This is a genomic window from Actinosynnema sp. NPDC020468 (genome assembly GCF_040642015.1).
Lineage (GTDB): Bacteria > Actinomycetota > Actinomycetes > Mycobacteriales > Pseudonocardiaceae > Actinosynnema.
On record NZ_JBFAEO010000008.1, the window covers coordinates 126045 to 149628 of the forward strand.

The 23584-nt window shown below is 70.0% G+C and carries 20 protein-coding genes, 4 tRNA genes, 1 pseudogene and 2 CRISPR repeat arrays (1 of these 27 running past the window's edge); of the genes and pseudogenes, 18 read left to right on the top strand and 7 right to left on the bottom strand.

All coding sequences use genetic code 11. The features are described 5' to 3' along the window. The 3 genes from AB0G50_RS09225 (at window position 1) to lysA (ending at window position 2478) form a co-directional block, all read left to right on the top strand. Window positions 1-543, top strand: coding sequence for a potassium-transporting ATPase subunit C (locus AB0G50_RS09225; RefSeq protein WP_360104203.1), 543 nt, complete (start codon window positions 1-3; stop codon window positions 541-543). A 139-nt stretch (window positions 544-682) separates the two neighbouring features. Further along, on the top strand, window positions 683-1078 hold the full coding sequence (locus AB0G50_RS09230; RefSeq protein ID WP_360104206.1) for a hypothetical protein: 396 nt from the start codon (window positions 683-685) through the stop codon (window positions 1076-1078). A gap of 86 nt (window positions 1079-1164) precedes the next feature. Beyond that, window positions 1165-2478, top strand: coding sequence for a diaminopimelate decarboxylase (gene lysA / locus AB0G50_RS09235; RefSeq protein WP_360104209.1), 1314 nt, complete (start codon window positions 1165-1167; stop codon window positions 2476-2478). A gap of 67 nt (window positions 2479-2545) precedes the next feature. On the opposite strand, the gene AB0G50_RS09240 is transcribed toward lysA, so the two are convergent. Beyond that, window positions 2546-2746 (bottom strand): hypothetical protein, encoded by a 201-nt coding sequence (locus AB0G50_RS09240; RefSeq protein WP_360104212.1) that lies wholly within the window; start codon window positions 2744-2746, stop codon window positions 2546-2548. Between the two features lie 95 nt (window positions 2747-2841). Between AB0G50_RS09240 and AB0G50_RS09245 the strand changes: the two genes are divergently transcribed. Then, complete coding sequence (locus tag AB0G50_RS09245) at window positions 2842-6336, top strand: hypothetical protein (protein WP_360104215.1); 3495 nt, start codon at window positions 2842-2844, stop codon at window positions 6334-6336. A 326-nt stretch (window positions 6337-6662) separates the two neighbouring features. Here AB0G50_RS09245 and AB0G50_RS09250 read toward each other — a convergent pair. The 4 genes from AB0G50_RS09250 to AB0G50_RS09265 all read right to left on the bottom strand — a co-directional run bounded on the left by AB0G50_RS09250 (window position 6663) and on the right by AB0G50_RS09265 (window position 8651). After that, window positions 6663-6734, bottom strand: a tRNA-Val gene (locus AB0G50_RS09250). 50 nt (window positions 6735-6784) lie between these two features. Continuing rightward, the gene (locus AB0G50_RS09255) at window positions 6785-7201 is read right to left on the bottom strand and encodes a TIGR02611 family protein (RefSeq protein WP_360104218.1); all 417 of its coding nucleotides are present in this window, start codon (window positions 7199-7201) and stop codon (window positions 6785-6787) included. A gap of 14 nt (window positions 7202-7215) precedes the next feature. Next, entirely contained in the window at window positions 7216-8007 is a 792-nt protein-coding gene (locus AB0G50_RS09260) for an anti-sigma factor (RefSeq protein ID WP_360104221.1), read from the bottom strand. Continuing rightward, window positions 8004-8651, bottom strand: coding sequence for a sigma-70 family RNA polymerase sigma factor (locus tag AB0G50_RS09265; RefSeq protein WP_360104224.1), 648 nt, complete (start codon window positions 8649-8651; stop codon window positions 8004-8006). The genes AB0G50_RS09260 and AB0G50_RS09265 overlap by 4 nt, the downstream gene beginning before the upstream one ends. A 242-nt stretch (window positions 8652-8893) precedes the next feature. Here AB0G50_RS09265 and AB0G50_RS09270 point away from each other — a divergent pair, with 242 nt between their 5' ends. Beyond that, complete coding sequence (locus AB0G50_RS09270; RefSeq protein WP_033435346.1) at window positions 8894-9319, top strand: SsgA family sporulation/cell division regulator; 426 nt, start codon at window positions 8894-8896, stop codon at window positions 9317-9319. On the opposite strand, the gene AB0G50_RS09275 is transcribed toward AB0G50_RS09270, so the two are convergent. After that, the gene (locus AB0G50_RS09275; RefSeq protein WP_360104227.1) at window positions 9312-9494 is read right to left on the bottom strand and encodes a hypothetical protein; all 183 of its coding nucleotides are present in this window, start codon (window positions 9492-9494) and stop codon (window positions 9312-9314) included. The two genes, AB0G50_RS09270 and AB0G50_RS09275, sit on opposite strands and share 8 nt — an antisense overlap. Between AB0G50_RS09275 and AB0G50_RS09280 the strand changes: the two genes are divergently transcribed. The 3 genes from AB0G50_RS09280 to AB0G50_RS09290 all read left to right on the top strand — a co-directional run bounded on the left by AB0G50_RS09280 (window position 9465) and on the right by AB0G50_RS09290 (window position 9741). After that, window positions 9465-9537, top strand: a tRNA-Gly gene (locus tag AB0G50_RS09280). The two genes, AB0G50_RS09275 and AB0G50_RS09280, sit on opposite strands and share 30 nt — an antisense overlap. A 56-nt stretch (window positions 9538-9593) precedes the next feature. Further along, a tRNA-Cys gene (locus AB0G50_RS09285) sits at window positions 9594-9665 on the top strand. A gap of 1 nt (window position 9666) precedes the next feature. After that, a tRNA-Val gene (locus AB0G50_RS09290) sits at window positions 9667-9741 on the top strand. Window positions 9742-9755: 14 nt separating this feature from the next. Here AB0G50_RS09290 and AB0G50_RS09295 read toward each other — a convergent pair. Beyond that, the gene (locus AB0G50_RS09295) at window positions 9756-10307 is read right to left on the bottom strand and encodes a tyrosine-type recombinase/integrase (protein ID WP_360104230.1); all 552 of its coding nucleotides are present in this window, start codon (window positions 10305-10307) and stop codon (window positions 9756-9758) included. 117 nt (window positions 10308-10424) lie between these two features. Here AB0G50_RS09295 and AB0G50_RS09300 point away from each other — a divergent pair. The 10 genes and pseudogenes from AB0G50_RS09300 to cas2e form a co-directional block, all read left to right on the top strand. Continuing rightward, window positions 10425-10616 (top strand): annotated as a pseudogene (locus AB0G50_RS09300) (AAA family ATPase); the annotation flags it as partial. A 64-nt stretch (window positions 10617-10680) separates the two neighbouring features. After that, window positions 10681-12132, top strand: a complete 1452-nt coding sequence (locus tag AB0G50_RS09305; protein ID WP_360104325.1) for a hypothetical protein — start codon at window positions 10681-10683, stop codon at window positions 12130-12132. A gap of 359 nt (window positions 12133-12491) precedes the next feature. Continuing rightward, window positions 12492-13303: direct repeats of the CRISPR family, unit length 28 nt; unit sequence CTCGTCCCCGCGCACGCGGGGGTCTTCC. 290 nt (window positions 13304-13593) lie between these two features. Further along, entirely contained in the window at window positions 13594-16467 is a 2874-nt protein-coding gene (gene cas3 / locus AB0G50_RS09310) for a CRISPR-associated helicase Cas3' (protein WP_360104233.1), read from the top strand. Window positions 16468-16599: 132 nt separating this feature from the next. Then, the gene (gene casA, locus AB0G50_RS09315) at window positions 16600-18273 is read left to right on the top strand and encodes a type I-E CRISPR-associated protein Cse1/CasA (protein ID WP_360104236.1); all 1674 of its coding nucleotides are present in this window, start codon (window positions 16600-16602) and stop codon (window positions 18271-18273) included. Between the two features lies 1 nt (window position 18274). Next, window positions 18275-18844, top strand: coding sequence for a type I-E CRISPR-associated protein Cse2/CasB (gene casB, locus AB0G50_RS09320; protein ID WP_360104239.1), 570 nt, complete (start codon window positions 18275-18277; stop codon window positions 18842-18844). Window positions 18845-18893: 49 nt separating this feature from the next. Further along, window positions 18894-20024, top strand: a complete 1131-nt coding sequence (cas7e, locus tag AB0G50_RS09325; RefSeq protein WP_360104242.1) for a type I-E CRISPR-associated protein Cas7/Cse4/CasC — start codon at window positions 18894-18896, stop codon at window positions 20022-20024. Next, window positions 20021-20836 carry a type I-E CRISPR-associated protein Cas5/CasD gene (gene cas5e / locus AB0G50_RS09330; RefSeq protein WP_360104245.1) on the top strand — a complete coding sequence of 272 codons (816 nt, stop codon included), beginning with the start codon at window positions 20021-20023 and terminating at the stop codon, window positions 20834-20836. The genes cas7e and cas5e overlap by 4 nt, the downstream gene beginning before the upstream one ends. A gap of 2 nt (window positions 20837-20838) precedes the next feature. Further along, the gene (gene cas6e / locus AB0G50_RS09335; protein WP_360104248.1) at window positions 20839-21594 is read left to right on the top strand and encodes a type I-E CRISPR-associated protein Cas6/Cse3/CasE; all 756 of its coding nucleotides are present in this window, start codon (window positions 20839-20841) and stop codon (window positions 21592-21594) included. Beyond that, a complete protein-coding gene (gene cas1e / locus AB0G50_RS09340) occupies window positions 21587-22588 on the top strand; it encodes a type I-E CRISPR-associated endonuclease Cas1e (protein ID WP_360104251.1) in 1002 nt (333 codons plus the stop codon). Before cas6e ends, cas1e begins: the two co-directional genes overlap by 8 nt. Continuing rightward, complete coding sequence (gene cas2e, locus AB0G50_RS09345) at window positions 22585-22866, top strand: type I-E CRISPR-associated endoribonuclease Cas2e (RefSeq protein ID WP_360104253.1); 282 nt, start codon at window positions 22585-22587, stop codon at window positions 22864-22866. The genes cas1e and cas2e overlap by 4 nt, the downstream gene beginning before the upstream one ends. Before the next feature lie 77 nt (window positions 22867-22943). Then, window positions 22944-23584: a CRISPR direct-repeat array (repeat unit 28 nt; unit sequence CTCGTCCCCGCACGCGCGGGGGTCTTCC); it runs 362 nt beyond the window's last position.

Here is a 23584-nt window from a genome sequence, read left to right on the forward strand (position 1 = left end):
ATGAACGCGTTCGTCAAACAGGCACTGGCCGGACTGCGCGTCCTGCTCGTGCTCACCGTCATCACCGGCGTGCTCTACCCGGCGGCGGTGTGGGCGGTGTCCCGGCTGCCGGGCCTGCACGCCAACGCCGAGGCCGTCGACACCACGCTCGTGGCCGTGCCGCGGGACGGCGACCGGTGGTTCGTGGCCCGACCGTCGGCCGCGACGCTGCCCGCCTCGGGCGGAGCCAACAAGGGCGAGCTGAACACCGACTACGACGCGGTGGTGGCGCAACGGCGCGCCGAGGTGGCCCAGCGCGAGGGCGTCGGCGAGGCGCAGGTGCCCGAGGACGCCGTCACCGCCTCCGCCTCCGGCCTCGACCCGCTGATCAGCCCGGCCTACGCGGCGCTCCAGGTACCCAGGGTGGCCCGGGAGAACGGGTTGGCGCCGGACGTGGTGCGCCGGTTGATCACCGACCACACCGACGGCCGGTCGCTGGGCTTCCTCGGCGAGCCGGGGGTCAACGTGACCGCGCTCAACCGCGCGCTCGACGCGGCGAAGTAGGGCTCCGGGCGCTGCGGTGCCCGAGGGGGCCGCCGCGGCGCGCCGCGGGCGTCAACACCGCGCAAGGAATCCCGTGCCGCGGCGGTCCGATCGCGCAAAGGCCGTTCCGCGGCGGACCTCGAGGGCGTCGACTCGGACCATGCGCACCACACCGCCCGCGATGCCACCGGGTTTCGCCTTCGCCCTCGGCGCCGTGCTCGGCGTCCTGGCCACGACGGCGGCCGTGACCCTGGGCGCGACCACCCGACCGGTGCTGTCCCTGGCGCTGCTGGTCGCCGTGGTGGACACCGTCGCCGCGCTGTCCACCACCCGCGCCACGCTGGCCACCGCCGCGGTGTGCTGGGCGCTGCACGCCGGATTCGTCCTCGGCCGGCACGGCGACCTCGCGCTCACCCCGGACTCGGCGCGCCACGCGTCGGTCATCCTGCTGTGCTCCCTGGCCGGTCTCGTGGTCGCCCACCTCCTCCGGCTCGTGAACCGGGGCGTGGCCTGGAGGCCGGCCCATCGTCTACAGAGGACTGTCGGGCTCCGGTAAGCGAGCCGTCAAGGTCCGCCCGATCGGCGTCAGGGACGCGTTCCCGCGGGTGCCGCGCGGTCCGGCGCCGGAGTGTGCTGGCGGTCATGACACTCGCGCAGTTGTTGCCCAGCACGGGAATCGCCGCTCCGCCGGTACTGGAGGAGGCGCTGTGGCCCGTCGGCACCACGGCGACCCGGGACGACCTGGTGATCGGCGGGGTTTCGGTCTCGCGGCTCGCGGCCCGCTTCGGCACCCCGTGCCAGGTCCTGGACGAGGCCACCGCGCGGTCCCGAACACGGGCCTTCCGGGCGGCGCTGCCGGCGGCGGAGGTGGTGTTCGCGGGCAAGTCGCTGCCCTGCCGGGAGGTCTACCGCTGGATGGCGGAGGACGGGCTCTCGCTCGACGTGTGCTCGGCGGGCGAACTGGCGCTCGCCCGGTCGGTCGGGTTCCCCGCCGAACGGATCCTGGTGCACGGCAACGTGAAAACCCCCGAGGACCTGAAGGCGGCGGTCGCGTACGGCGTCGGACGCGTCGTGCTCGACTCGACCGACGAGATCGGCCACCTGGAGTCGTCGGCCCGCGCCGGGCAGCAGGTGCTGATCCGGGTGACACCCGGCGTGGACGCCCGCACCCACCCGGCCGTCGCGACCGGCGTCGAGGACCAGAAGTTCGGCTTCTCCCTGGCCTCGGGCGCCGCGCTGGAGGCCGTCCGCCGGGTGGCGGCGAGTCCGTCGCTGCGCCTGGTGGGCCTGCACTGCCACCTCGGCTCGCAGATCCGCCACGTCGCGGCCTACGAGGAGGCGGTCCGCCGCATGGTCCGCCTGATCGCGTCGTGCGGCGTCCCCATCGATCAACTCGACCTCGGCGGAGGTTTCGCGGCACCGTACCTGCCAGGCGAAACCCCCTTCGACCTCGGCGGCTTCGCCCACCGCGTCCGGGTGGCGCTGAACTACGAGTGCCAGGCACACCACGTCCCGGTGCCCCGGCTGCTGATCGAGCCGGGCAGGTCGATCGTGGCCAACGCCGGCATCACCCTCTACCGCGTCGCCGCGGTGAAGCACACCGCGACCCGCACGTTCGTCGCGGTGGACGGCGGCATGAGCGACAACCCCCGCCCCGCGCTCTACGGCGCCCGCTACACCGTCCGCCTGGTCGGCCGAACCGGCCCCCAGGCACCCGTGACCGTCGTCGGCCGGCACTGCGAGGCGGGCGACGTCCTGGCCGAGAACGTGCCGCTGCCGGCGGACGTGCGTTCCGGCGACCTGCTCGCGATCCCGGCCACCGGCGCCTACCACCACGCCCTGGCGTCGAACTACAACCTGGTGTGCCGCCCACCGATCGTCGGCGTGCGCCACGGCGAACCCCGCCTGCTCGTGCGCCGGGAAACGGAAGAAGACCTCCTGCGCCGAGACCTGTAGGCGCGTGCCCGCCCGCACACCCTGCGGTGCCGGCGGTGGTCGCGCAACGACCACCGCCGGCCCCAGGTCACGTGCGCCTGCGGCGACGCCCGTCGCGGTAACGGTCACCGGTCACACCGCGATGGTGATCACGACGCAACCGGATCACCTGGTAGGTGGCGACGGCGAAACCGACCACGGCGTTCACCGCGCGCAGCACCGTCGTCAGCGGGTCCAACCACGGCCAGGAGGCCACGGTCGCGATCACGTCGAGGATGGGGCACCACATGGTCCTGCTCCCTTTGCTAGGCGACGTGATCCACGGTGGGAGTCCGGGCTGTCCGGTCGGTCCGACCGGACAAACCGAACAGCGGGGAGGCTGTCGTGGCCGATCGACCGGGGCTCGACGTCCTGCGCAGACTGCACGTCGCCCTCGGGGAACCGTCGTTCCGCAAGGTTTCGGCGAGCGCCCAGCTGCGCGGTCACGTGGGGCGCAACGGCAACGGGTTCGGCGCCTCCACGTTCAGCGACCTGTTGACCGGCAAGACGGAGCCGACCCGGCGGACCGTCGCCGCGTTCGTGGTCGGGTGCCTGGACGCGGGCACGCCCGTCGAAGGGCTTGCCGAGGCGAAGCTGCACCCCCAGTACTGGCACCGGGAGTTCGCGGCGGCGATCGGATCCGCCGCCGTCGCGCCGCCGCCGGCCGACCCGGCGCGGTTCGCCGACCAGCCGAGCCGGCTGCTGGTCGCGGAGAACGAGGTGGTCGCGTTCACCGGGCGCGCCGCCGAACTGGACGAGCTCACCGCGTGGCGGGACGGCACCGCCCCGCTGTCCGCGCTGTGGCTGCACGGGCCGGGCGGCCAGGGCAAGACCCGGCTGGGCAGGCGTTTCGCGGCGGACTCGGCGGCGGCGGGCTGGCGGGCGCAGGCGACCTGGGCCGCGCCGGACGGCCCCGACGACGGTCGGCAGGACCTGCTGTCGGTGGTGGACTACGCGGACCGCGTGCCGCACACCGACCTGGTGGCGCTGATCGACCGGCACGTCGGCGACCGGCGTCGGGTGCGCATCCTGCTACTGGCCCGCGCCACCTCACCGTGGCCGGCCGTGCGGTTCGAACTGGCCGCGCGGCAGGGCACCGCGGACGACCTGGCGCTGACCGCGCTGGCCGATTCCGCGGCCGACCGCGCGCGGATGTTCACCGCGGCGCGGGACTCGTTCGCCCGTGCCCTCGGCGTCGCCGACCCGGCCGCGATCGCCCCGCCCACCGACCTGGACCACCCTGACCTGGGGCTCGCGCTGTCGCTGCACATGGCCGCACTGGTGGCGGTCGACGCACACGTCCGCCAGGTCACGCCACCCGCCACTCCGACCGACCTGTCGACCTACCTGCTGGACCGCGAGGAGGCCCACTGGCTCCGGCTGCTCCAGCGGCCCGATTTCCGAGCCGCGCCGCACGCCATGCGCGAGGCGGTGTTCGCCGCCTGCCTGATCGGCGCCCAGTCGTTCCCGGAGGCCGTGCGGGCGCTGAGCTTCGCCCAGGATCCACGCGGGCTGGTGATGGACCACGCGTACTGCTACCCCGGCACGGACCCCGAGCTCGTGCTGCAACCGCTGCTGCCGGACCGGTTGGCCGAGGACTTCCTGGCGCTGATGCTGCCCGGCGGCCCGGAACAGCGGGCCGAGCAGTGGGCGCTGCCGTCGTTGCGGGCACTGCTCGCGCGGTCGGCCGACGGTACGCCGCCGACCGGTGTGGACCGGGCGGTCACCTTCCTGGCGGCGGCCTCCGCGCCGGGGCGCCGCCCCCACGTCGTCGCCCACCTGGAGGCGCTGCTGCGCGCCGACCCCAAGCTCGCACTGGACGCCGGAGGCGCCGCGCTCAGCGCACTGACCCACCTCGACCCCGAGGTGCTGGCCGGAATCGTCGGAGACTTCCCGCTCCGCGACGCCGACCTCGATGTGGGGATGTACGACGTGATCGAGGCCGCGTCCTCGGTCGTCCTCGGCGGGGCCGGGAGCCCCGCGGAGCGGGCAGAGGTGTTCGCGCAGCTGTCCCTGCGGGCCCGGTTCGCCGGTGAACTGGACCGCGCGGTCGAGTTGGGCAAGGAGGCGATCCGGTTGTACCGGACGCTGCCCGCAGGCGTGGTCGACCCGATCGACATGGCCGTCACCCTCAACGCCATCGCCGAACTGCTCGGCATGCTCGGCTCGCTCGCCGAGAGCGCGGCGCTGGCGCAGGAGTCGTTGGACGTCCTCGGCGAGGCCGCCGCCGACCTCGAGCGCGCAGCGGACCGGCCGGTTGCCTTCGAGGCGTACGCCACCGGGCCGCTGGTGACGCTCGGCAGTGCCGCGCTGATGTCCGGTGAGGAGGAACGGGCACGGGAACTGTTCGAACGGGCCGTCGAGTTCGCACCCAGCGCGGACGAGCAGTTCGACACCGGGGGCTACGCACTCGCGACCGCGCTGATGGTGCTGGGCAACGCGCTCATGGCGGCCGATCTGTACGCCGACGCGCACCCGGTCCTGCGGCGCGCGGTCGAGGCGTTCGACCGCGCCCGGGTGACCTACCCGAAGGAGTTCGAGGCCGAGCGGTCCGCCGCGTTGGACCTGTTGGGCTGGTGCCTGAACGAGATCGGGCAGCGCGAGGAGGGCGATCGCTACCAGCAGGAGGCGCTGGCGGTGGCCAGACGGCAGGCCGACTCGAACCCGACGGCCCACGACGACCGGTACCTGTCGGCGCTGGTGTTCGACGCCGACGCCCAGGCCGACGCGGGCGCGTTCGACGTGGCCGAGGACCTGTTACGCCGGGCGGTCGAGATCGCCGATGCCCAGCGTGAGCGCGGCTACCCCCTGTACCGGCCGAACATGGTCCGCTGTCTCACCGCGCTGGCCAACGTCCTGGACCGGGCCGACGAGTGGGAACGCGTCTGGCCCGTGCTGGACCGGGCGTCGGAGATCGCCGTGCACACCCCCCAGGGCATCGACCGGATGCTGTTCGACGCGTTGTCGGGTGAACTCCGCGATCTCGCCAAGAGGCTGGAGCGAGCCGGGCGACCGGCAGAGCGCGTGGTCGTCGCCGTCCGCATGGTGGAGGTGGCCCGTTCGGTGACCGACCTGGGCGGTCAGCTCGCGGACGCGCTCGAAGTCCTCGGCTGGGCCTACCTGGAGGCCGGGCGGCCCTCCGACGCGGTGACCGCGGCGAGGGAGGAGGTCGCGATCCGGGACGAGGCGGCCGCCGGTACCGGCGACCACGCTCCGGCCGCGCGCGCCCGGACAGTGCTGGCTCTGAGCCTCTCCGCCACCCAGGCGCCGCCGGCGGAGATCATCGACGTGCTGGTGGCCGCCGTCGAGCACCACCCGGGCCGGGAGCTGCCCGACGATCGGATGCAGTTCGTGGGCATGCTGATCATGCTCCCGTCGCTGTTCGGGCAGAGCGGCCGGTTCGAGGAGGCGGTGGACTGGGTCACCCGGTGGCTGGACTTCGTCGACGAGGCGGCGCGTGAGGACCCCGCCTACACCGACCAGGGCGTGATGCTGCGTGCCCATCGGGCCATCTCGCTGTGCGTCACGGACCGAGTCCCGGAAGGCGTGGCCCAGGCGGACGAGGTGCGCGGCCTGGCGGCGGAGCACGAAGTCGGCGTCTTGGCACGGGCGGGCGCGCTGCACGCGTACGCGCTCTCCCGGTACGTGTCGGAGGACGACGTCGAGGACGCCCTCGTGGCCAACGAGGAGAGCTTGTCGCTGCTGGCCGGCGCGCTCCCGAGCGAACCCGCGTTGCAGACGGACATCGACGCGGCCAGGCAGGTCCGGCTGGGGCTGCTCGACCTGGCGGGCCGGGGCGACGAGGCGGCCCGGCTGCGGGCGGAGATCGAAGGGGCCTAGCAGGGGTGGCGTGATGTCCTCGTCGGGTACGGGGTGCAGGGACGATGAGCACCCGTTCGCCCGCCGACGTGTCGGCGTCGAACGTCCGGTTCCGCGCTGTCGGGGTCGTCCGGCAGGGTTACCCCTCGGAGCAGTTCGTGTTCTCCCTGATCGTCGGAACACGAAGGTCACGATGGAGATCGACACCGAGGTCTCCGACGAGACCACGCGAAAGGCACTCCAGCAGGTGAGCGAAAGTCCCGACTGCTGAGCGGCTGCTGTACTTCAGTGCTCGCACAACGGGAGAGGCCCGGAACCAAAAACGGTTCCGGGCCTCTGACCTGCGGTGGGCGATACAGGGATCGAACCTGTGACCTCTTCGGTGTGAACGAAGCGCTCTCCCGCTGAGCTAATCGCCCCTATTCGGTTTTCCTGCCCCGCTCTCGCGGTGTGTGCATACCTTACAACATCATCCCCCGTGGCCAAAAATCGGGCTCGCCAACCACGGCCAGTCGAGGCCGAACCAGCCTCCCACCAGGGCGAACGCGCCCAGTAGCCAGCAGGTCACCAGGACGATGGCGCAGGTGCCCGCGATCACCAGGGCCTTCACGAGGAGGTTCTGGCGCTTCAGCCACGCCACCCACTTGTCGTAGTACCCCTTCGCGAACTTCAGCACCCGTTCCGCCCAGGTGAACTCGGTGGCCAGGATCGCCAGGCCGGTGAACACCACGAGCCACCCCGGGCCGGGGTACGGGATCATCAGGATGCCCGCGACCAGCACCAACCCGCCGACCACGCCGACGCCGATCTTCAAGGCCAGGCGGCGGGACCGGGTGCGGCGGAACCAGGCCAGGGGGCCGGTGTCCGGGCGCTGATCAGTCGTCATCGTCACATCATCGCTCACGAAGCGACCTGTCCGGCGGCCACCTTGTTCGTCGGCGTGCTCGGCGCGGTCCGGCCTGGTTCCAGCGAGATCGCGAAGTTGTTGTGCGCGTGGGCCGCCGTGGACCACGAGAGCAGCGTCACATCCGAGTCCGAGGACACGTCGAACGTCGCCAGCGGCACGGCGTCGGGCGTCGAGATGCCCCACACCACGTAGATCTGCGACGACCGGTCGTTCGACTTCAACGCCATCGGCATCACGGCCGCGTTGTGGTCACCGGACAGCAGTACCGCCAGCGGCTCGCCCGAGTCGGTCCGCAGCACGGCCCGGTTCGTGGTCGGGTCGGCCGCCACCTGCAACGCCGACTCCAGCTGGTTCGTCCGCTGGTCCTGCTGGGCGACGCGGTCGCTGAGGTCGTCGAACCGCAGCCCCGCGACCCCGATCACCGCGAGCACCACCAGCGCCGCCGCGGCGGCCACCAGTCGGCGACCCCACTTCGGCCGCGACCGCTGCTCGTCCAGGCGCACGACCGGCGCGAGGGCGGGTTCGGGCGCCACGCGTTCCTGCGGCGTGTGCTCGATCGCCTCCATCAGCCGGGCCTTCAGCCGGGCGGGCGGTTCGTACTGCCGAACCGATCCGCCGAGCGCCGCGGTGACCTCCTGGGTGGACCGCACCGCCTCGCGGCACCGCGTGCACCCCGGGAGGTGGTCCCGCAGTCGAGCTTCCTCGTCCGGTTCGAGCGCGTGCATGGCCCAACCGACCGCGAGCTCCTCCTGAGGGCACCAGTCGTCCCTCTGCTCCCCGGTCACCGGTGTGCTCCCGTCGTCCTGCCCGGCGTTTCGCCGGTTTCCCCCGACCAGACCGACTGCAACGTGCCTCTCAGCCGGCGGATGGCCGCGAATGTCCGTGACTTGACCGTGCCCAGGGGTATTCCCGTGAGCGCGGCCACTTCTATCTGCGTGTAGCCGCCCAGGTAGGCCAGCGCGATCACCTGCCGCTGGTCCTCGGGCAGCCGTTTGAGGGCTTCGCGCACCTCGGCGCCGACCACGCTGGTCAGCGCGTCGTGGTCGGCACCCGCGGTCGGCGTCGTGCTGCGTTCCGACTCCTCGTCGGTCAGCGGCACGTTGCGCTTGCGCTGGGTGTTCTCGCGGCGCACGGCGTCGACCGCGCGGTGGTGCACGACGGTCATCAGCCACGTCCCGAACCCCCCGCGCGTGCGGTCGTAGCCGCCGGGGTTGCGCCACAGGGACAGGAACGCCTCCTGGACGACGTCCTCGGCCAGGTCGGGATCCACGCAGATCCGCCTGGCCAGCGAGTACGCCGGCCGGGAATAGCGGTCGTAGAGCGCGCCGAACGCGCCCCGATCACCCGCCGAGACCCGGGCGACCAGGTCCACGTCGGACGGTCGGTCGTCGGGTTGGCGCCGTGGCGCCGGGGCGGGTGAGTCAGCCACGAGAAGAGTCCTCACGTCCAACATTCGCGCAACAGCCGGTACCGGGTTCAGGTTAAACCCAGCAAGATGGTGCGGTGGTGTCGGCGTGGACACGGAACGCAGCGATCCGGTCGCCCAGCGAAGTTTCGTGGGACCGATCGGGTGATAACGGCCTCGATGTCGAGCGTTCCTCGCCACATGTACGTCACAAGTAGAGAGCTCGGTCGTTTCCTTGGCCGGGAAGGGAGAAGAGGGTAACGACGATGCGCAACGACCACGTGACACTCCGCTCTACAGCGGTGTTCGACCTGTTGGCGCCGCGGACACCCGCGGTTCCGGTGCAGGTGGAGCTTCGATACGACACGAAGGACCCGTACGCGGTGGTGGCCGCGTTCCGCACCGGCCGCGCCGGCTGGGTGGAGTGGGTCTTCGCTCGCGACCTCCTCGCCGACGGCCTGATCGCCGACGCGGGCGACGGCGACGTCCGGATCCGCCCGGCCGCCGACGACCCCGAAGTCGTCGTGATCGAACTCAGCTCCCCGTCCGGCCACGCCATGTTCGAGGCGTCCGCCCAGGAGCTGGCCGACTTCCTCGACCGCACGTACGACGTCGTGGTGCCGGGCAACGAGCACCTGTGGGTGGACGTGGACGAGGCGCTGACCCACCTGATCTCCACCGACCTCACCTGAAACCGCTGGTGACGGGCTTGCGAGGGTCTGAGGGGACCCCCGATTTGATCCTGTCGCGGTGGATGTAATAAAGTTCCTCTCGCACCGAGGAAGTCACGAACACCAGCCCCAAAAGGGCAAACAGTTCAAGAAATCCCCGGAGCATGCGGATGTAGCGCAGTTGGTAGCGCATCACCTTGCCAAGGTGAGGGTCGCGAGTTCGAGTCTCGTCATCCGCTCGGCAGAGGGCCCCTTGGGCTCAGGCCAGACCCTGGGTGCTAGCCTCAGGTGCACTGGCGGAGTGGCCGAGTGGCTTAGGCAAGGGCCTGCAAAGCCCTGTACACGGGTTCGATTCCCGTCTCCGCCTCGGACGATTAGCTCAGCGGGAGAGCACTACCTTGACACGGTAGGGGTCACAGGTTCAATCCCTGTATCGTCCACCAACGAAATACGCAGGTCAGAAGCCCGGTACTCGATCTTGAGGCCGGGCTTCTTGCGTGTTGGGCAAGATCAATGGCGAAAAAATGGCGATCGGTCGGTGCGACGGTAGTGCTCGCGCGTCGGCCACCGTCTGCCCGAGGTGCGGAAAACGTCCGACCACTGCGGTCAACTCGTCGTCCTGGAGCGTCAGCAGTGACGAACGCCACCGGGCTTCGAGGGCCTCGTCCAGCTGGTCCAGCATGACGCTGGTCACATGGTCGTAGATCCGCGCGATGCCCTTCATCTTGTGGCCGAGCCTGGCCCGTCGGGCGACCTCCGGGATCCCGTCCTCGATCATCCAGGTGGAATGGCTGTGGCGGCCCTCGTGGAACGTCAGCCACGGCAGGATCGGTGGAACATGATCGACACCACCGCGGCCGCCCGGGTCCCGGCCGTCCCAGGTGGCCGGTGAGGTGAACACGAACGAGCCGCGCCGGGAGTCGCGAAGTGTTTCGTAGATCACGGCGATGCTCGGCGGGAACTGCTGCGCCGCTCCACCGGCGAGTCCGTGTTCCGCCGTCGCGGCCACCACCGGCAGGCCAGGCCATCCTCGACGCTGAACAACGCCCCGTCGCCGTAGCGACGGTCGTACCCGAACCCGTCGCGACCGCCGCCGTGGCACGCCTGGAACGCGGCCGGAACCCGCATGCTCGACCGCGTCCGGGAACTGGCCGCCGAACGCGGCGCCGTCGTCCGCCTGGTCGGCGACCACCGCCAACTCGCCGCCGTCGAAGCCGGCGGCACACTCCGCCTCATCCATCACGACGCGGGCGGAATCGAACTCGACCACGTCCACCGCTTCGTCAACCCGGCCGAAGCACAGGCAGTTCTCGGCGTGCGTCTCGGAGACACCACCGCAATCGACCGGTACATCAAGAACAACCGACTGCACGGTGGTCGCCATGGCCTCCGACACCAATGGCGTCGTCGCGGACCTCTCCGCCCGAGCCCAACACGAACTGCGCGCCGCCGGGCACGTCGAACCCACCGGAACCCTGCTCCGCGACGGCTACCACGCCGGTCGAGGCGACACCATCGTCACCCGCCACAACCGCCGAGGTCTCCGTACTCGCCGAACCGGTCACGTCAAAAACGGCGACCTCTTCTACCGCCACCGGGCCGACACCCCGGCCGCGCAAGCGCTCACGCGGATCCTGAACAACGAAAGCGGCGAGAGGTCCGCCACCGAAGAACTGCGTGACGCCCTCGCGGCACCGTTCCGGCTCGACCGGCAGATCCTCGAGTACCAGCACGGACTCCATCTGTACCTCTCCGACCAGGACCCGGAACGATGGCTGTGCGACGCGTTGTCGGACATGGCGGACGAAATCCTCGCCGACCCGGTGTTGCCCGCACTGCTCGACGCGCTGTTGGAACTCGACTCCCTGGACCCCGATCCGACGGCCACCCTGGCCGCGACCCCTGACCCGTCCCGACCGGACTTCCCGGGATGGCTGACCCCACCGCCGGCTCCCGTCGGCCCACCGGACGAAGCCCGCACCGAATTCCACACCTGGTTGCACACCAAAGCCGACGACATCACCACCCCCGTGGACCGGCTCGTCCGCGTCGCCGTGCTCGCCTGGCCGCCGTGGACCACTCATCTCGGTCCGACACCGGAGAACACCGCCCACCGTCGCCAATGGATCCACATCGCCGGCCAGGTCGCCGTGTTCCGCGGACACTGGCAGATCCGCGACTCCGACCTTTCATTCGCCGGCCCGGAGGGAATCGGCACACGGCAACGCGCACATCGCTGGATCACCGCACTGGCCACCGGCCGAACCGGACAGCCCATCGAGCAACCCGGAGTCGAACCCTCCGTCGATCCGACCCCGACGCGCATGTTCCGGCTATGGCTGACGAACGCGGCGTCGACCCATCTCGACCACCAAGCCACCGAATGGATCCGGACCGCCCTGCCGACAGAGTCCGAACGCATCCTCGCCGACCCGGCGTGGCCCGCCCTCGCCCAACGCCTCCACGCCGTCGAACCCACCACCGACCCCGTCCAGGCCATCACCGACGCCTGGCAAAACCGAGAAACCGACACCGTCTCGTCGGCGACCAAGGTCCTGCACCACCGGCTGTCCCCGTTGGTGCGCCTTCATGACACCTCCACACAACCCGTGGCATCCGCCCTCTCGCCTGCCGCAGCGGCCATGCGCGACCGGCTCGCACTCGTCGGGCACCGTGAACGCGCCCACGACACCCGGCCCCTCGATCCAAGCCGGCAGAACCACTCGCCACGGCAACCGAACGGACGATCCAGCCACCCACGCGAACACCGAGCCCACAACCCGGTCCCGACTTCCACCGCCAACTCGCAGAAGCCGCAACGAATTTTCTCCTGAACACCGCCACACCCGACCCGATGGAATCCAACACCCTGTCGGACCGGCTCCGTCGTCTGGCAGCCCGAGCCCGACTTACAGGCTTGCGGAACCACACCAGCCAGACACCTGCCAACCCACTTCGACCCGCACACCCCGTCGAGCACCCGGCACAGCACCGCGGACCGCAAAGCCCGCGACACCGGAAGTGACCCTCACCGGCGCCCAGGCCTCACCGGCTCCGAACCGTGTCGTGATCACGGCACCGGACGGCGTTAGACCCGTGGCATCCTTAACCACAGCGCGAGCAGGGTGGGGGTAGGTTGCGAGGACTGAATGGAAAACGCTGTTCTCGTTCATAAACCCGCAGGTCACAAAGCCTCGTCCCCGCGCACGCGGGGGTCTTCCCGCGATGTACGGCACCCACGCCAGCAGCATCAACTCGTCCCCGCGCACGCGGGGGTCTTCCGCTCGCACGCTGCCCCACGCGACGCGATACCCCCTCGTCCCCGCGCACGCGGGGGTCTTCCCGGAACCACACGCGACGACGTCGCCGGCCCGGTCTCGTCCCCGCGCACGCGGGGGTCTTCCACCGAGGTGCCGGTGGCGACATCCCACTCTTCCCTCGTCCCCGCGCACGCGGGGGTCTTCCGCGACGCTCGCCTACACCGAGCGCAACTCCGAGCTCGTCCCCGCGCACGCGGGGGTCTTCCGCTGGACGACGCGCAGCGCGTCCTCCAGATCACCTCGTCCCCGCGCACGCGGGGGTCTTCCGTACTCGATCGCGCTGCCGACCGGCACCACGCCCTCGTCCCCGCGCACGCGGGGGTCTTCCCGGGCGGCGGCTCACGGGGCGGCTGGTCATGGACTCGTCCCCGCGCACGCGGGGGTCTTCCGCCCGGCGCTGACCGTGCACATCCTCGGTCACGCTCGTCCCCGCGCACGCGGGGGTCTTCCCGCGCAGTAGTACGCCTTCCGGGCGCTGGCCGCCTCGTCCCCGCGCACGCGGGGGTCTTCCCCGGTCGCCGTCGACCTCAGCGGTAAACGACCGCTCGTCCCCGCGCACGCGGGGGTCTTCCCGCCACGTATTTGCCGCCGACCCGGTTGCAGCGCTCGTCCCCGCGCACGCGGGGGTCTTCCGTCGCGCCAGGCGCCCAGGTCCTCGTCGTCCCCGTGCATGCGGGGTCGCCCTACCTGTGGATGTCGGCTACCGGGGCGCGCTCGCCTCCCCGTGCCTGCGGATCCATCGCTTGCCATACGGCGGGCAGTCAAGTCGGGGGATGGAGCGATGCCAGCATCGCCATTGGCCGCATTATTGCGGTTGCGGTTCATGGATCGGTGGGCTCGCTCGATCTAGTGAACATCACCGGCTATGATCGTTCGTATGTTCGGATGGCTCACGATTGGTGTGCCTTTGATCTTCGGGTGCCCGACGAGGCGGCGGATTTGCCTGACGGGCCAGACTTGATGGGATAGAAGTACGTGTCCAGTGCTGCGGCCCTTGCTGTCGAACTTGGCTTTGACGCGGAGACGTGTACTCGGCTCGGTGCCCTCTGGGGGAAATCCCGCAAAAATGCGGGCGGCACGATGAACCTGCTGCTCTCCCACCTGTTCGACACAGCTGCCGTCGCAGAACTGCTGTGGGACAACTTCCTCTCGTCATCGACAAAAGATCGGTTGGACTCGGTTTCGGGTGACCGCGGCCGTAGGTTTTTCGCCTGGATCTGCGGAATTCACGACTGCGGTAAAGCGACACCCGCATTCCAGGTGCTCGACGCGGTGGAGGCGCGACGTGTCCGTGCGTCCGGGTTGAGTTGGCCCGCTTCGGTCACGCCCAAGACGCGGTGGCGGCACGACAGGGCGGGAGCGAAGTTGCTCATCGACCACCTGGGCGAGGTCGGCTGGTCGGAGGAGGCGATCGACTGGATCTGGCCGTTGGTCGCTGGTCACCACGGCCTTGTCCCTGAACGCGGCGCCGTCGCGGGGTCGTTCGTTCGCGCGGATGGGCACGGGCGTGGAGAAGCGTGGAAGAGCGTGCAGTGTGCGGTGGTCGCTGTTTTCACTCGCGCGCAGGGCTTCGCGGAGGTGGTCGAGGTCGAACCGGTGGTCATGTTGACGCGCAGCGAACAGCTTCACCTGAGCGGGCTCGTGGTGATGGCCGACTGGATCGCCAGCAACGAGAACTACTTCACCGGCATCGACGACCTGAACGCCGTGACGATGGCGAGCGCTCGGGGTCGGGCGGCGAACGCCTGGCGGGAACTGCGGATGCACGGTGGCTGGGGGCGCCTGAGTACGCCTCCGGAGGACATCCTGATGGAGCGGTTCGGCCGGCGTGCCCGCGCGTTCCAGCGCCATGCGGTCGAACGTGTTCGGGCCATGTCCTCGCCCGGCTTGCTCGTGATCGAGGCGCCGATGGGCGAGGGCAAGACCGAAGTGGCACTGGCGACGGCTGAGATCATCGCGGCCGCGTTCGGAGCCGACGGCGTCTTCGTCGGAATGCCTACGCAGGCGACCTGCGACCCGATGTTCACCCGCGTGCGCGAGTGGGTCGGCAAGGTCGGTCCGGGGTTGGAAGACCGAGTGGTTCTCCTTCACGGCAAGCGCGACTTCAACACCGAGTGGAAGCGACTCCTGAACCCGCCTCAGGTCGACCCCGACCACTGGTGGGACAGCGTCGGGGAGGACATGTACGGCATGTCCTCCCACCGGGACGAGACGGCCGGTGGCTCCGGCCCGTCGGAATGGTTGCTGGGACGGCTTCGCGGTCTGCTCGCCCCCGTTGTGGTCGGCACCATCGACCAACTCCTCCACGCCGCCACGAGGACGAAGCACGTGATGCTGCGCGCGGCGGGTCTGGCCGGCAAGGTCGTGATCCTCGACGAGGTCCACGCCGCCGACGTGTACATGTCGCAGTTCCTCCACGAGGCGTTGAGGTGGCTGGGGCAGGCACGGGTGCCGGTCATCCTGCTCTCCGCGACCTTGCCTGCGGAGCAACGCCGAAGCCTCGTGGAGGCGTACGCGACGGGCGGGAGGAATGGTGTCCGGACCTCGCTGCCGGATCTTCCGCGACCGACCGGATATCCGAGCATCACCACGGTGTGCGTCGAGGCGGACGAGCCGGAGGTGTTGGTGACGTCGTCGGAAAGTTGGCGGGCGCCCGAGCCGGTCGGCGTCGAACTGCTTTCCGTGACCCGGAAGAAGCCGGGCGGCCAGGAGGGGGAAGGGCCGGAGGACTTGGCCGATCTTGTCGCCTTGCTGAACCGTCGCCTGCCCGTCGAGGGGTGCGCGTTGATCATCAGGAACGACGTGCGACGGGCGCAGGACACGTACACCGCTTTGTGCAAGGAGTTCGGCGAGGACGTCCGACTGCTGCACGCCCGCTTGGCCGTCGAACCACGTGCCCGCCGCACTCAGGAATGCCTGGACCTTCTTGGCGAACCCGGAAAAGGGAAGCCGCGTCCGCGAAGGATGATCCTGGTGGCGACCCAGCTGGCAGAACAGTCGTTCGACGTGGACGCCGACCTGGTGGTGTCCGACCTCGCCCCGATCGACCTACTCCTGCAACGCGTCGGCCGGCTCCATCGTCATCAGCGCGCCAGGCCCACCGCGTTGAAGCGTCCCACCGTGGTCGTCACGGGCGTGACCTTCGCTGCCGACGGTCCACCGCGGTTTCTCGCCTCCAGTGAGCACATCTACGGTCGATACCGCCTGCTGCGCACCGCGGACCTCGTCCTCGGCGTCACCGGTACGGCCGGGTGGACGCTGCCGACGGTCATCCCCGGTCTCGTGGAGTCGGTGTACTCCGGCCATGACGAGAACCGGACCCGGTGGCCGGAGGACGAGCAGAAGTCCCGTGCCGATTGGGAGCAGCGCGAGGAAGCGCGCAAGGCCAACGCCCGGCCGTTCCTGCTGTCCGCACCGGACGAGTGGACCGCGCCGACCCTCGCCGGATTGAGCTACGCCCACGTCGCAGGGGCCCATGAGCAGACGCGACTCGACGCTCTCGTCCGCGATGGCGAGGAGTCGGTCGAGGTGGTCGTGTTGCGACGCGACGAGCGCGGCTACCGCACCTATCGCAACGTCCGGCTCGGCGTGCACGGTGAGAAAGGGCCGGAGCTGCTGGAGGACGTCGTGGCGGGAACGGTGAGGTTGCCGGCCCGTCTCACCCAGGCGGCGTTGCGCGAACTCGGGACGCTCCCTGAATGGAGCCGCCACCCGTGGCTCAAGCACACGCGGGCTCTCGTGATTCCGGACGACACGACGTCCGTCGAGCTCGGGGGCAGCGTCGTGTCCTACGACGACAATCTGGGTTTGGTCGTGCGTCAGCCGATCGGCGTCGGTCGACACCGATGAAACCTCACACAATTTACAAGATCCGCCTAGGTTCGTAGTGTGGTGCAACTAACCGCGCAGTGTGTCGCTTTCGCTCGCAGTGGCGTCGCCGGCAACTCGCGTAGCCCACGAACTGTCAGGCGAAGACGGGTGATGATGAATCTGTTGGACGACCCGTGGATCCCGGTCCGCATCGGTGGGATCCACACCGAGGTCTCCGGCCGCGAGGCGTTGTCGCGGGCGCACGAGATCGAGCAGTTGGCGGTGACCCCGGCGACGATGCTGCCCGTGATCCTCCGGCAGTTCCTGTTGCCGATCGTGTTGGACGCCCTCGGCGCGCCGAGGTCGACCAAGCAGTGGCGGCAGTGGATGCGGGCGGCCGTCGACGGAACGTTGTTCACCGGAACCGAAGTTCCGGCCGAGGAGCCCGGCGCACGGGGGCGGAACTCGGCGCGAGTCGGGATCACGGCCTACCTCCGTGATCATCACGAACGGTTCGAGCTGTTCCACCCCCACCACCCCTTCGCGCAAGTCGCCGGTCTGCGCACGACCAAGGGCGAGGTGAAGTCGTCGTCGCTGCTCGTGCCGTCCATCACCTCGGGCAACAGCGTTCCGCTGTTCTCCGCGCGCGTGGGCGACGAACCCCTGCCGTTGACCCCGGCCCAGGCCGCGCGCTGGCTGTTGCACACCCACTGCTGGGACACCGCCGGCATCAAGACCGGGGCGGCCGATGACGACCGGGCGAAGAGCGGCAAGACCACCGGCAACCTCACCGGACCGTTGGGGCAGCTGGGCGTCGTCGTTCCCGTTGGTCGCACGCTCGCCGAGACGTTGATGTTGAACGTCCCCCGCGTCCAGGACGGCCTGCCTGACGGCGACCGTCCGCAATGGCGGCGGGATCCGTGGACGGCGGACTGGGCGGTGAAAACGGCCGCAGGTCGGCTGGAGTTGCTGACCTGGCAGTCCCGCCGCATCCGCTTGCAGCCGGAGGACACGCCGGACGGGCCGCGTGTCACCGGCGTGCTGGTCTGCGCCGGGGACAGACCGGATTCGACGCCGGAGTTCGAGCCGCACACGATGTGGCGGCAGGATCCGAAGGCCAAGCCGAGTCAACCGACGTGGCGGCCCCGTCGGCACATGTCCGGTCGTGCGGCGTGGCGCGGCTTGGACGGTCTGCTCGCAGTGCCTGCCGGTCGCGACGCGGAGGACCCGGTGCAGACCAGTCGCCAACTGCGGGAGCTGGCCGAGGTGCTCGAACCCGATTTTCCGTTGCAGGTGCTCACTACGGGGATCGAGTACGGCACCCAGTCGGCGGTCGTGGAGAACTTCATCGCCGACTCCATCCCCCTGCCGGTGGTGGCGCTGACCGGCGTGGGGGAGCGGGCCACTCTGCTCAGGATCGCGGAGCAGGCCGACCTCGTCGCCCGGGCGTTGAACGGCCTGTCGGCGGACCTCCGGCGCACCACGTCCTCCGAGGCCCTGCCGTGGGACAAGGGGCAGCGGCCGGGGGATCGGCTGTTGCACGCGGTGGACCCGTACACGCGCCTCGTGCTGGGCAAGCTCCAGCGTCGGAACGACGAGGAGGCGATCGACGCGGTCAGCCTGGCGTGGGAGCAGGTCGTGTGGCGGGAGGCGTTCGCCGTCGCGAAGCCGTTGCTCGACCAGGCGTCCCCACGTCAGTTCGCGGGCATCACGATCGAGCACAAAGGCAAGAGCGTGACCCTGTGCTCCCCGAGGGCCGAGTTGACCTTCCGTCGCACCGTGCGCGAGGTGTTGCCGTTGGCGGCCGCGGCGCGCGGGACGGGTGATTCCGATCAGGAGAACTGACATGACCACGACGTCGGGTCCCGGCTACAAGCCCTACTGGGAGGATCAGGTCGACGGCGAGGGCCGGTGGAAGAACGACAAGCCACCGAACGGCGGGGACCTGGCGGCACTGCGGCGTGGTTTGGGAAGGCAGGCCGGGACGGTGCCGCAGATGTGGCGGTTCTACCGGACTTACGCGGAACACCCCGACGCGCCGGCGCTGGTCGCCGAGCACGCCGCGCTGGCGCTCTACGGGCTGCACCAGCAGTCCCAGCGGACGCCGATGCACCGCAAGGGTGTCGGCTTGGGCGAGGCGATGCGGCGGCTGAAGTCGTCGGACGGGGTCAACGAGGACGGTGTCACCCGCCGGTTCAACGCGGCGGCCACGGCCACCAGCTTGGACGAGCTGGTCGCGCACTTGCGCGGCCTGATCACCCTGCTGCGGGGCAAGTCGATCGCGCTCGACTACACGAGGCTGAGCAAGGACCTCCGGATGTGGACCAGGTCGGAGGGCGCGGCATCCACGCGCAGGTACTGGGGTTTGCAGTTCTACGCCCGTCCGACGGACGAGCCGGACCGGGTCGACGGCTGACCTCGCAGCCGATCACCACTTTTCCTACGTCACAGCTTGGAGTTGTGCAGTGTCGTCACGCCGTTTTCTCGACATCCACGTGCTTCAGACCGTCCCGCCGTCCAACATGAACCGGGACGACGCCAACTCGCCGAAACAGGCGATCTACGGCGGCGCGCGACGTTCGCGAGTGTCCTCCCAGGCGTGGAAACGCGCCACGCGCACTGCGTTCGCGACCAGGATGTCCAAGGAGGACCTGGGGACGCGGACCAAGCAGATGTCCAGCCTGCTCGGTCGCAGGCTGGCCGACGCGCACGGTGTGACCGCCGAGGACGCGACCCGGATCGCCAACGCGCTGCTCGCGCCGCTGGAAATCAAGGCCAGTAAGAAGAACGCCGAACAAATGTCCTACCTGCTGTTCTTCGGCTATCCGCAACTCGACGCCATCGTCACCGAGGTCGGTGACATCGCCGACCTCGTGACGTTGGAGGACGCGGCGTTGAAGGACGCCGTCGAGCGGGTTGACGTGAAGAAGATCCTGGGCACCGGCCACCCGGTGGACGTGGCGCTGTTTGGGCGGATGGTCGCCGACATCCCCAACCTGAACGTCGACGCGGCGTGTCAGGTCGCGCACGCCATTTCCACCCACCCGGTCGAGATCGAGTTCGACTACTACACCGCTGTCGACGACGAGAACACGCGGGAACAGCCGGGTGCCGGGATGATCGGCACCATCGAGTTCAACTCCGCGACGCTCTACCGGTACGCGACCATCGGGTTGGACCAGTTGGAAACCAACCTCGGTGGGGCCGACGCGGTGCCGTCCGCAGTGGAGTTGTTCGTCGACTGCTTCGCCCGTTCCATCCCCGGCGGGCACGCCAACTCCTTCGCCCACCGCACCCTGCCAAGCCTGGTCGCCGTGGTGGCCCGGGAGGACCAGCCGGTGAACCTCGTGTCGGCCTTCGAGAAGCCGGTCCGCTCCAGCGAGGGCGTGCTCGACCAGTCGATGACCAGGCTCGCCGCCGAGATGACCATCGCCACCACGAACTGGGGCCAGGCGCCGGTGAAGGTGTTGTCCTGCTACAACGGTGACGCGGCCAGGTTGGCGGAGGCGTTCGACGCGTCGATGCCGTTTCCGCGACTGTTGTCGGAGGTCAAGAGCTTCGCCGCGGACTGGCTCTCCTCGGACGCGCTGCGATGAACACCGACCCAGCCGGCCAGTCCGTGCTGTTGTTGCGCTTGGCTGCGCCGTTGCAGTCCTGGGGCGACACGAGCGAGTTCAACCGACGAGAGACCTCCGGGCGCCCCACCAAGTCCGGTGTGATCGGTCTGCTCGCCGCCGCGCAGGGCCGTGCCCGAAGCGAGAGCATCGCCGACCTCGGCGACCTCTCGCTGGGTGTGCGCGTCGATCAACCGGGGACGCTCCTGCGCGACTACCACACGGTCAGCGATTACCGCGGGCTGCCGCTGTTGTCGGCGTCGGTCAACGCCAAGGGCGTGCAGAAGCCCACCGGGCCGGTGAAACACACCCACCTGACACAGCGGTTCTACCTCCAGGACGCGGTGTTCCTCGTCGCCGTCCAGGGTCCGCGCGAACTCGTGGAGACCCTGCGCCACGCGGTGACCCACCCGGCGTTCCCGCTGGCCCTGGGGCGACGGTCGTGCGTGCCGACCCAGCCGCTGCTGCTGGACGACCAGACCCAGCCCGACGTGGTTTCCGCGCTGCGGGCCACACCCTGGCTCGCCTCCTACAGCAGGAACGAGTTGGGGCGCAGGAAGTCGCCACCCGCCTTCGTCACCCTCGCCACCACGATCGACGCCGCGGCGGGTGGCGACGAGGACGGCGTGCTCGACACCGCGCAGGACCACCCGCTGTCGTTCGATCCGCTCGACCGCGGCCGGACCACCCGGTCGATTCGCCACGGTTGGGTCGAGGTCCCCACGGGGCTGGCCGATCCGACCTCGGGCGCCGGCACCACCGACCACGACCCGTTCGCTTTGCTGGGGTGGTGACGGTGACCTACCTGTCCCGAATCCGGATCAACCCGTTGCGCGCCAAGGGCCGCGAGTTCCTGCGCAATCCGCGAAGCCTCCACGGCGCCGTGTTGGGCGGCTTTCCCGATCCACCGACCGACCGGGTCCTGTGGCGGCTGGACGCCCGTGGGCATCGCGTCGACCTGATCGTGCTGACACCGAGCCGGCCGGACTGGTCGCACCTCGTAGAACAAGCGGGATGGCCCGACGCGGACGGCGAGCACGTGCTGGTCCGCGACTACACGCCGCTGCTGGGGCAACTCGCGCCAGGCCGTGAGTTCGCGTTCCGGCTCACCGCCAACCCCGTCCAGTCCACGATGACCCCCACCAAGCGCACCGCGTCGCAGCTCGAGCGGTGGGGCGACCGGAAGCCCCAGCGCGGCTTCCGGGTCGCGCACCGCACGGTCGCACACCAACTCGAGTGGCTGCTTCGGCGCACCGCGGGGTACGGCTTCGCCATTCCCGTCGCACGCACCGACGACCCCGCTCCCGGGCTGGTGCCCGCATCCGACGCGAAGACCCCGTACGAGGTGCGTGTGGTCGACTCGACGCGTTACCGGATCTCCAAGAAGGACGGGGCCAAGCCGGTGACCATGCAGGCGATCACCTTCGAAGGCCGCCTGGCCGTCACCGACCCGGACGCGCTGCGCGCCGCGATGCTCTCCGGCATCGGCCCCAACAAGGCGTACGGGTGCGGGCTGCTCACCCTCGCGCCACTGCGAAGTGCCGATGGCTGACATGTGGTGGCAGGCCCATCCCCACGACCTGCACCGGGTGGTCGACCGGGTGTCCAGCGTCTACGTCGAACGCACCCACGTCGACCGCGACGACAACGCCATCGTGCTGATCAACAAGGAACGCACGGTCCGCGTTCCCGCCGCCATGATCGCGGTCGTGCTGCTCGGACCCGGCACCCGCATCACCCACGCGGCGGTGGCGCTGCTCGGCGACTCCGGCACCGCCGTGTGCTGGGTCGGCCAGCACGGCGTGCGGATGTACGCGTCGGGCATGGGCGCCAGCCGCGGCACCCACCTGCTGATGCGGCAGGCCTGGCTCGTCACGCGCACCGTCGAACGGCTCGACGTCGCCCGTCGCATGTACGCCATGCGGTTCCCGGGCGAAGACGTCGCGACCGCGACCATGCAACAGTTGCGCGGCCGCGAGGGAACGCGGGTGAAGAAGCTCTACCAGCACCACTCGCAGCGCACCGGCGTTCCGTGGACCAAACGCGAGTACAAACCCGGCGACGCCTTCGCTGCGGGGGACGACGTCAACCGCCTGCTGTCCGCCGCGAACTCCGCGCTCTACGGCATCTGCCACGCCGTCATCGTCGGCCTCGGCGCCAGTCCCGGTCTCGGCTTCGTCCACACCGGGTCGGCGACGTCGTTCGTCATGGACGTCGCCGACCTCTACAAGGCCGAACTCACGATCCCCTTGGCCTTCGACCTCGCCGCGGAGGGGCTGACCGAGGAACGCGACGCCCGCACGGCGTTGCGCGACCGCGTCGTGGAAACCCAGCTGCTGCAACGCATCGTGCGCGACGTGAAGAACCTTCTACTGCCGGACGGCGAAGAACTCGTTGACCGCGACCCGCGCGAACTGTGGGACGAGGAACTGGGCGCGGTGTCCGGCGGTGTCAACTGGGCCTCCGCGCACGGTGGTCCCGCAGGAGAACACGTGGTCGTGATCGGCCCGGAATTCGACGTGCCACCGGCAAAGGTGGACTTTTGACCGTCATCGTCCTGATCGCCGCGCCGGAAGGATTGCGCGGTCACCTCACCCGATGGATGGTCGAAGTGTCCGCCGGGATCTTCGTCGGCACTCCCAGCTGCCGAGTACGCGAACGCCTCTGGGAACTCCTCGCCGAACGCATCCGCGACGGCCAAGCCATCATGACCGAACCCGCCGACAACGAACAGGGCTGGACCGTCCGCACCGCCGGCCACGACCGCTGGTACCCCGTCGACTACGACGGCCTCGTCCTCTCCGCCCGCCTCCGCCGATCATGACGACCGGAGCCGGTATCCCTCGAATCGAGGTGAATGAGAAACACTGTTACGGTTTGTAGGACCGCAGGTCGCGAAGCCTCGTCCCCGCACGCGCGGGGGTCTTCCCTTCGTGCCCAGCGCGAGGGTTCGCCCGCCGATCTCGTCCCCGCACGCGCGGGGGTCTTCCGGACAAGCCCATCCCGAGGTCCTGGGCGTGGAACTCGTCCCCGCACGCGCGGGGGTCTTCCGGTCCCCTACTACGCGGACGCGAACGATTGGTTCTCGTCCCCGCACGCGCGGGGGTCTTCCTGTGGATTTGCAGCGTGGTCCCGCGCATGTTGTCTCGTCCCCGCACGCGCGGGGGTCTTCCCTGGGGCTTTTCCTCGGTGCCCCGCTTCCGGTGCTCGTCCCCGCACGCGCGGGGGTCTTCCGTGGGCGAGGCCGCGCACGACGTTCCACACCTTCTCGTCCCCGCACGCGCGGGGGTCTTCCCGGATTGCCCTGGTAGCTGGTGATCTCGGTGATCTCGTCCCCGCACGCGCGGGGGTCTTCCGACGGTCAGGATCACCGCCGTGGTCGGCACGTTCTCGTCCCCGCACGCGCGGGGGTCTTCCGTCGTGGGTCGCGACGTAGACGGTGAGCTGGCCCTCGTCCCCGCACGCTCGGGGGTCTTCCGCAGCACGACCACGGGCCGGACGCACTCCGGTACTCGTCCCCGCACGCGCGGGGGTCTTCCCCC

Excerpts from the sequence above, each read along its gene's own strand:
- AB0G50_RS09225 (WP_360104203.1), top strand. The coding sequence starts at position 1 with ATGAACGCGTTCGTCAAACAGGCACTGGCCGGACTGCGCGTCCTGCTC.
- AB0G50_RS09230 (WP_360104206.1), top strand. The coding sequence starts at position 683 with ATGCGCACCACACCGCCCGCGATGCCACCGGGTTTCGCCTTCGCCCTC.
- lysA (WP_360104209.1), top strand. The coding sequence starts at position 1,165 with ATGACACTCGCGCAGTTGTTGCCCAGCACGGGAATCGCCGCTCCGCCG.
- AB0G50_RS09240 (WP_360104212.1), bottom strand. The coding sequence starts at position 2,746 with ATGTGGTGCCCCATCCTCGACGTGATCGCGACCGTGGCCTCCTGGCCG.
- AB0G50_RS09255 (WP_360104218.1), bottom strand. The coding sequence starts at position 7,201 with ATGACGACTGATCAGCGCCCGGACACCGGCCCCCTGGCCTGGTTCCGC.
- AB0G50_RS09270 (WP_033435346.1), top strand. The coding sequence starts at position 8,894 with ATGCGCAACGACCACGTGACACTCCGCTCTACAGCGGTGTTCGACCTG.
- AB0G50_RS09305 (WP_360104325.1), top strand. The coding sequence starts at position 10,681 with ATGGCCTCCGACACCAATGGCGTCGTCGCGGACCTCTCCGCCCGAGCC.
- casA (WP_360104236.1), top strand. The coding sequence starts at position 16,600 with ATGATGAATCTGTTGGACGACCCGTGGATCCCGGTCCGCATCGGTGGG.
- casB (WP_360104239.1), top strand. The coding sequence starts at position 18,275 with ATGACCACGACGTCGGGTCCCGGCTACAAGCCCTACTGGGAGGATCAG.
- cas5e (WP_360104245.1), top strand. The coding sequence starts at position 20,021 with ATGAACACCGACCCAGCCGGCCAGTCCGTGCTGTTGTTGCGCTTGGCT.
- cas1e (WP_360104251.1), top strand. The coding sequence starts at position 21,587 with ATGGCTGACATGTGGTGGCAGGCCCATCCCCACGACCTGCACCGGGTG.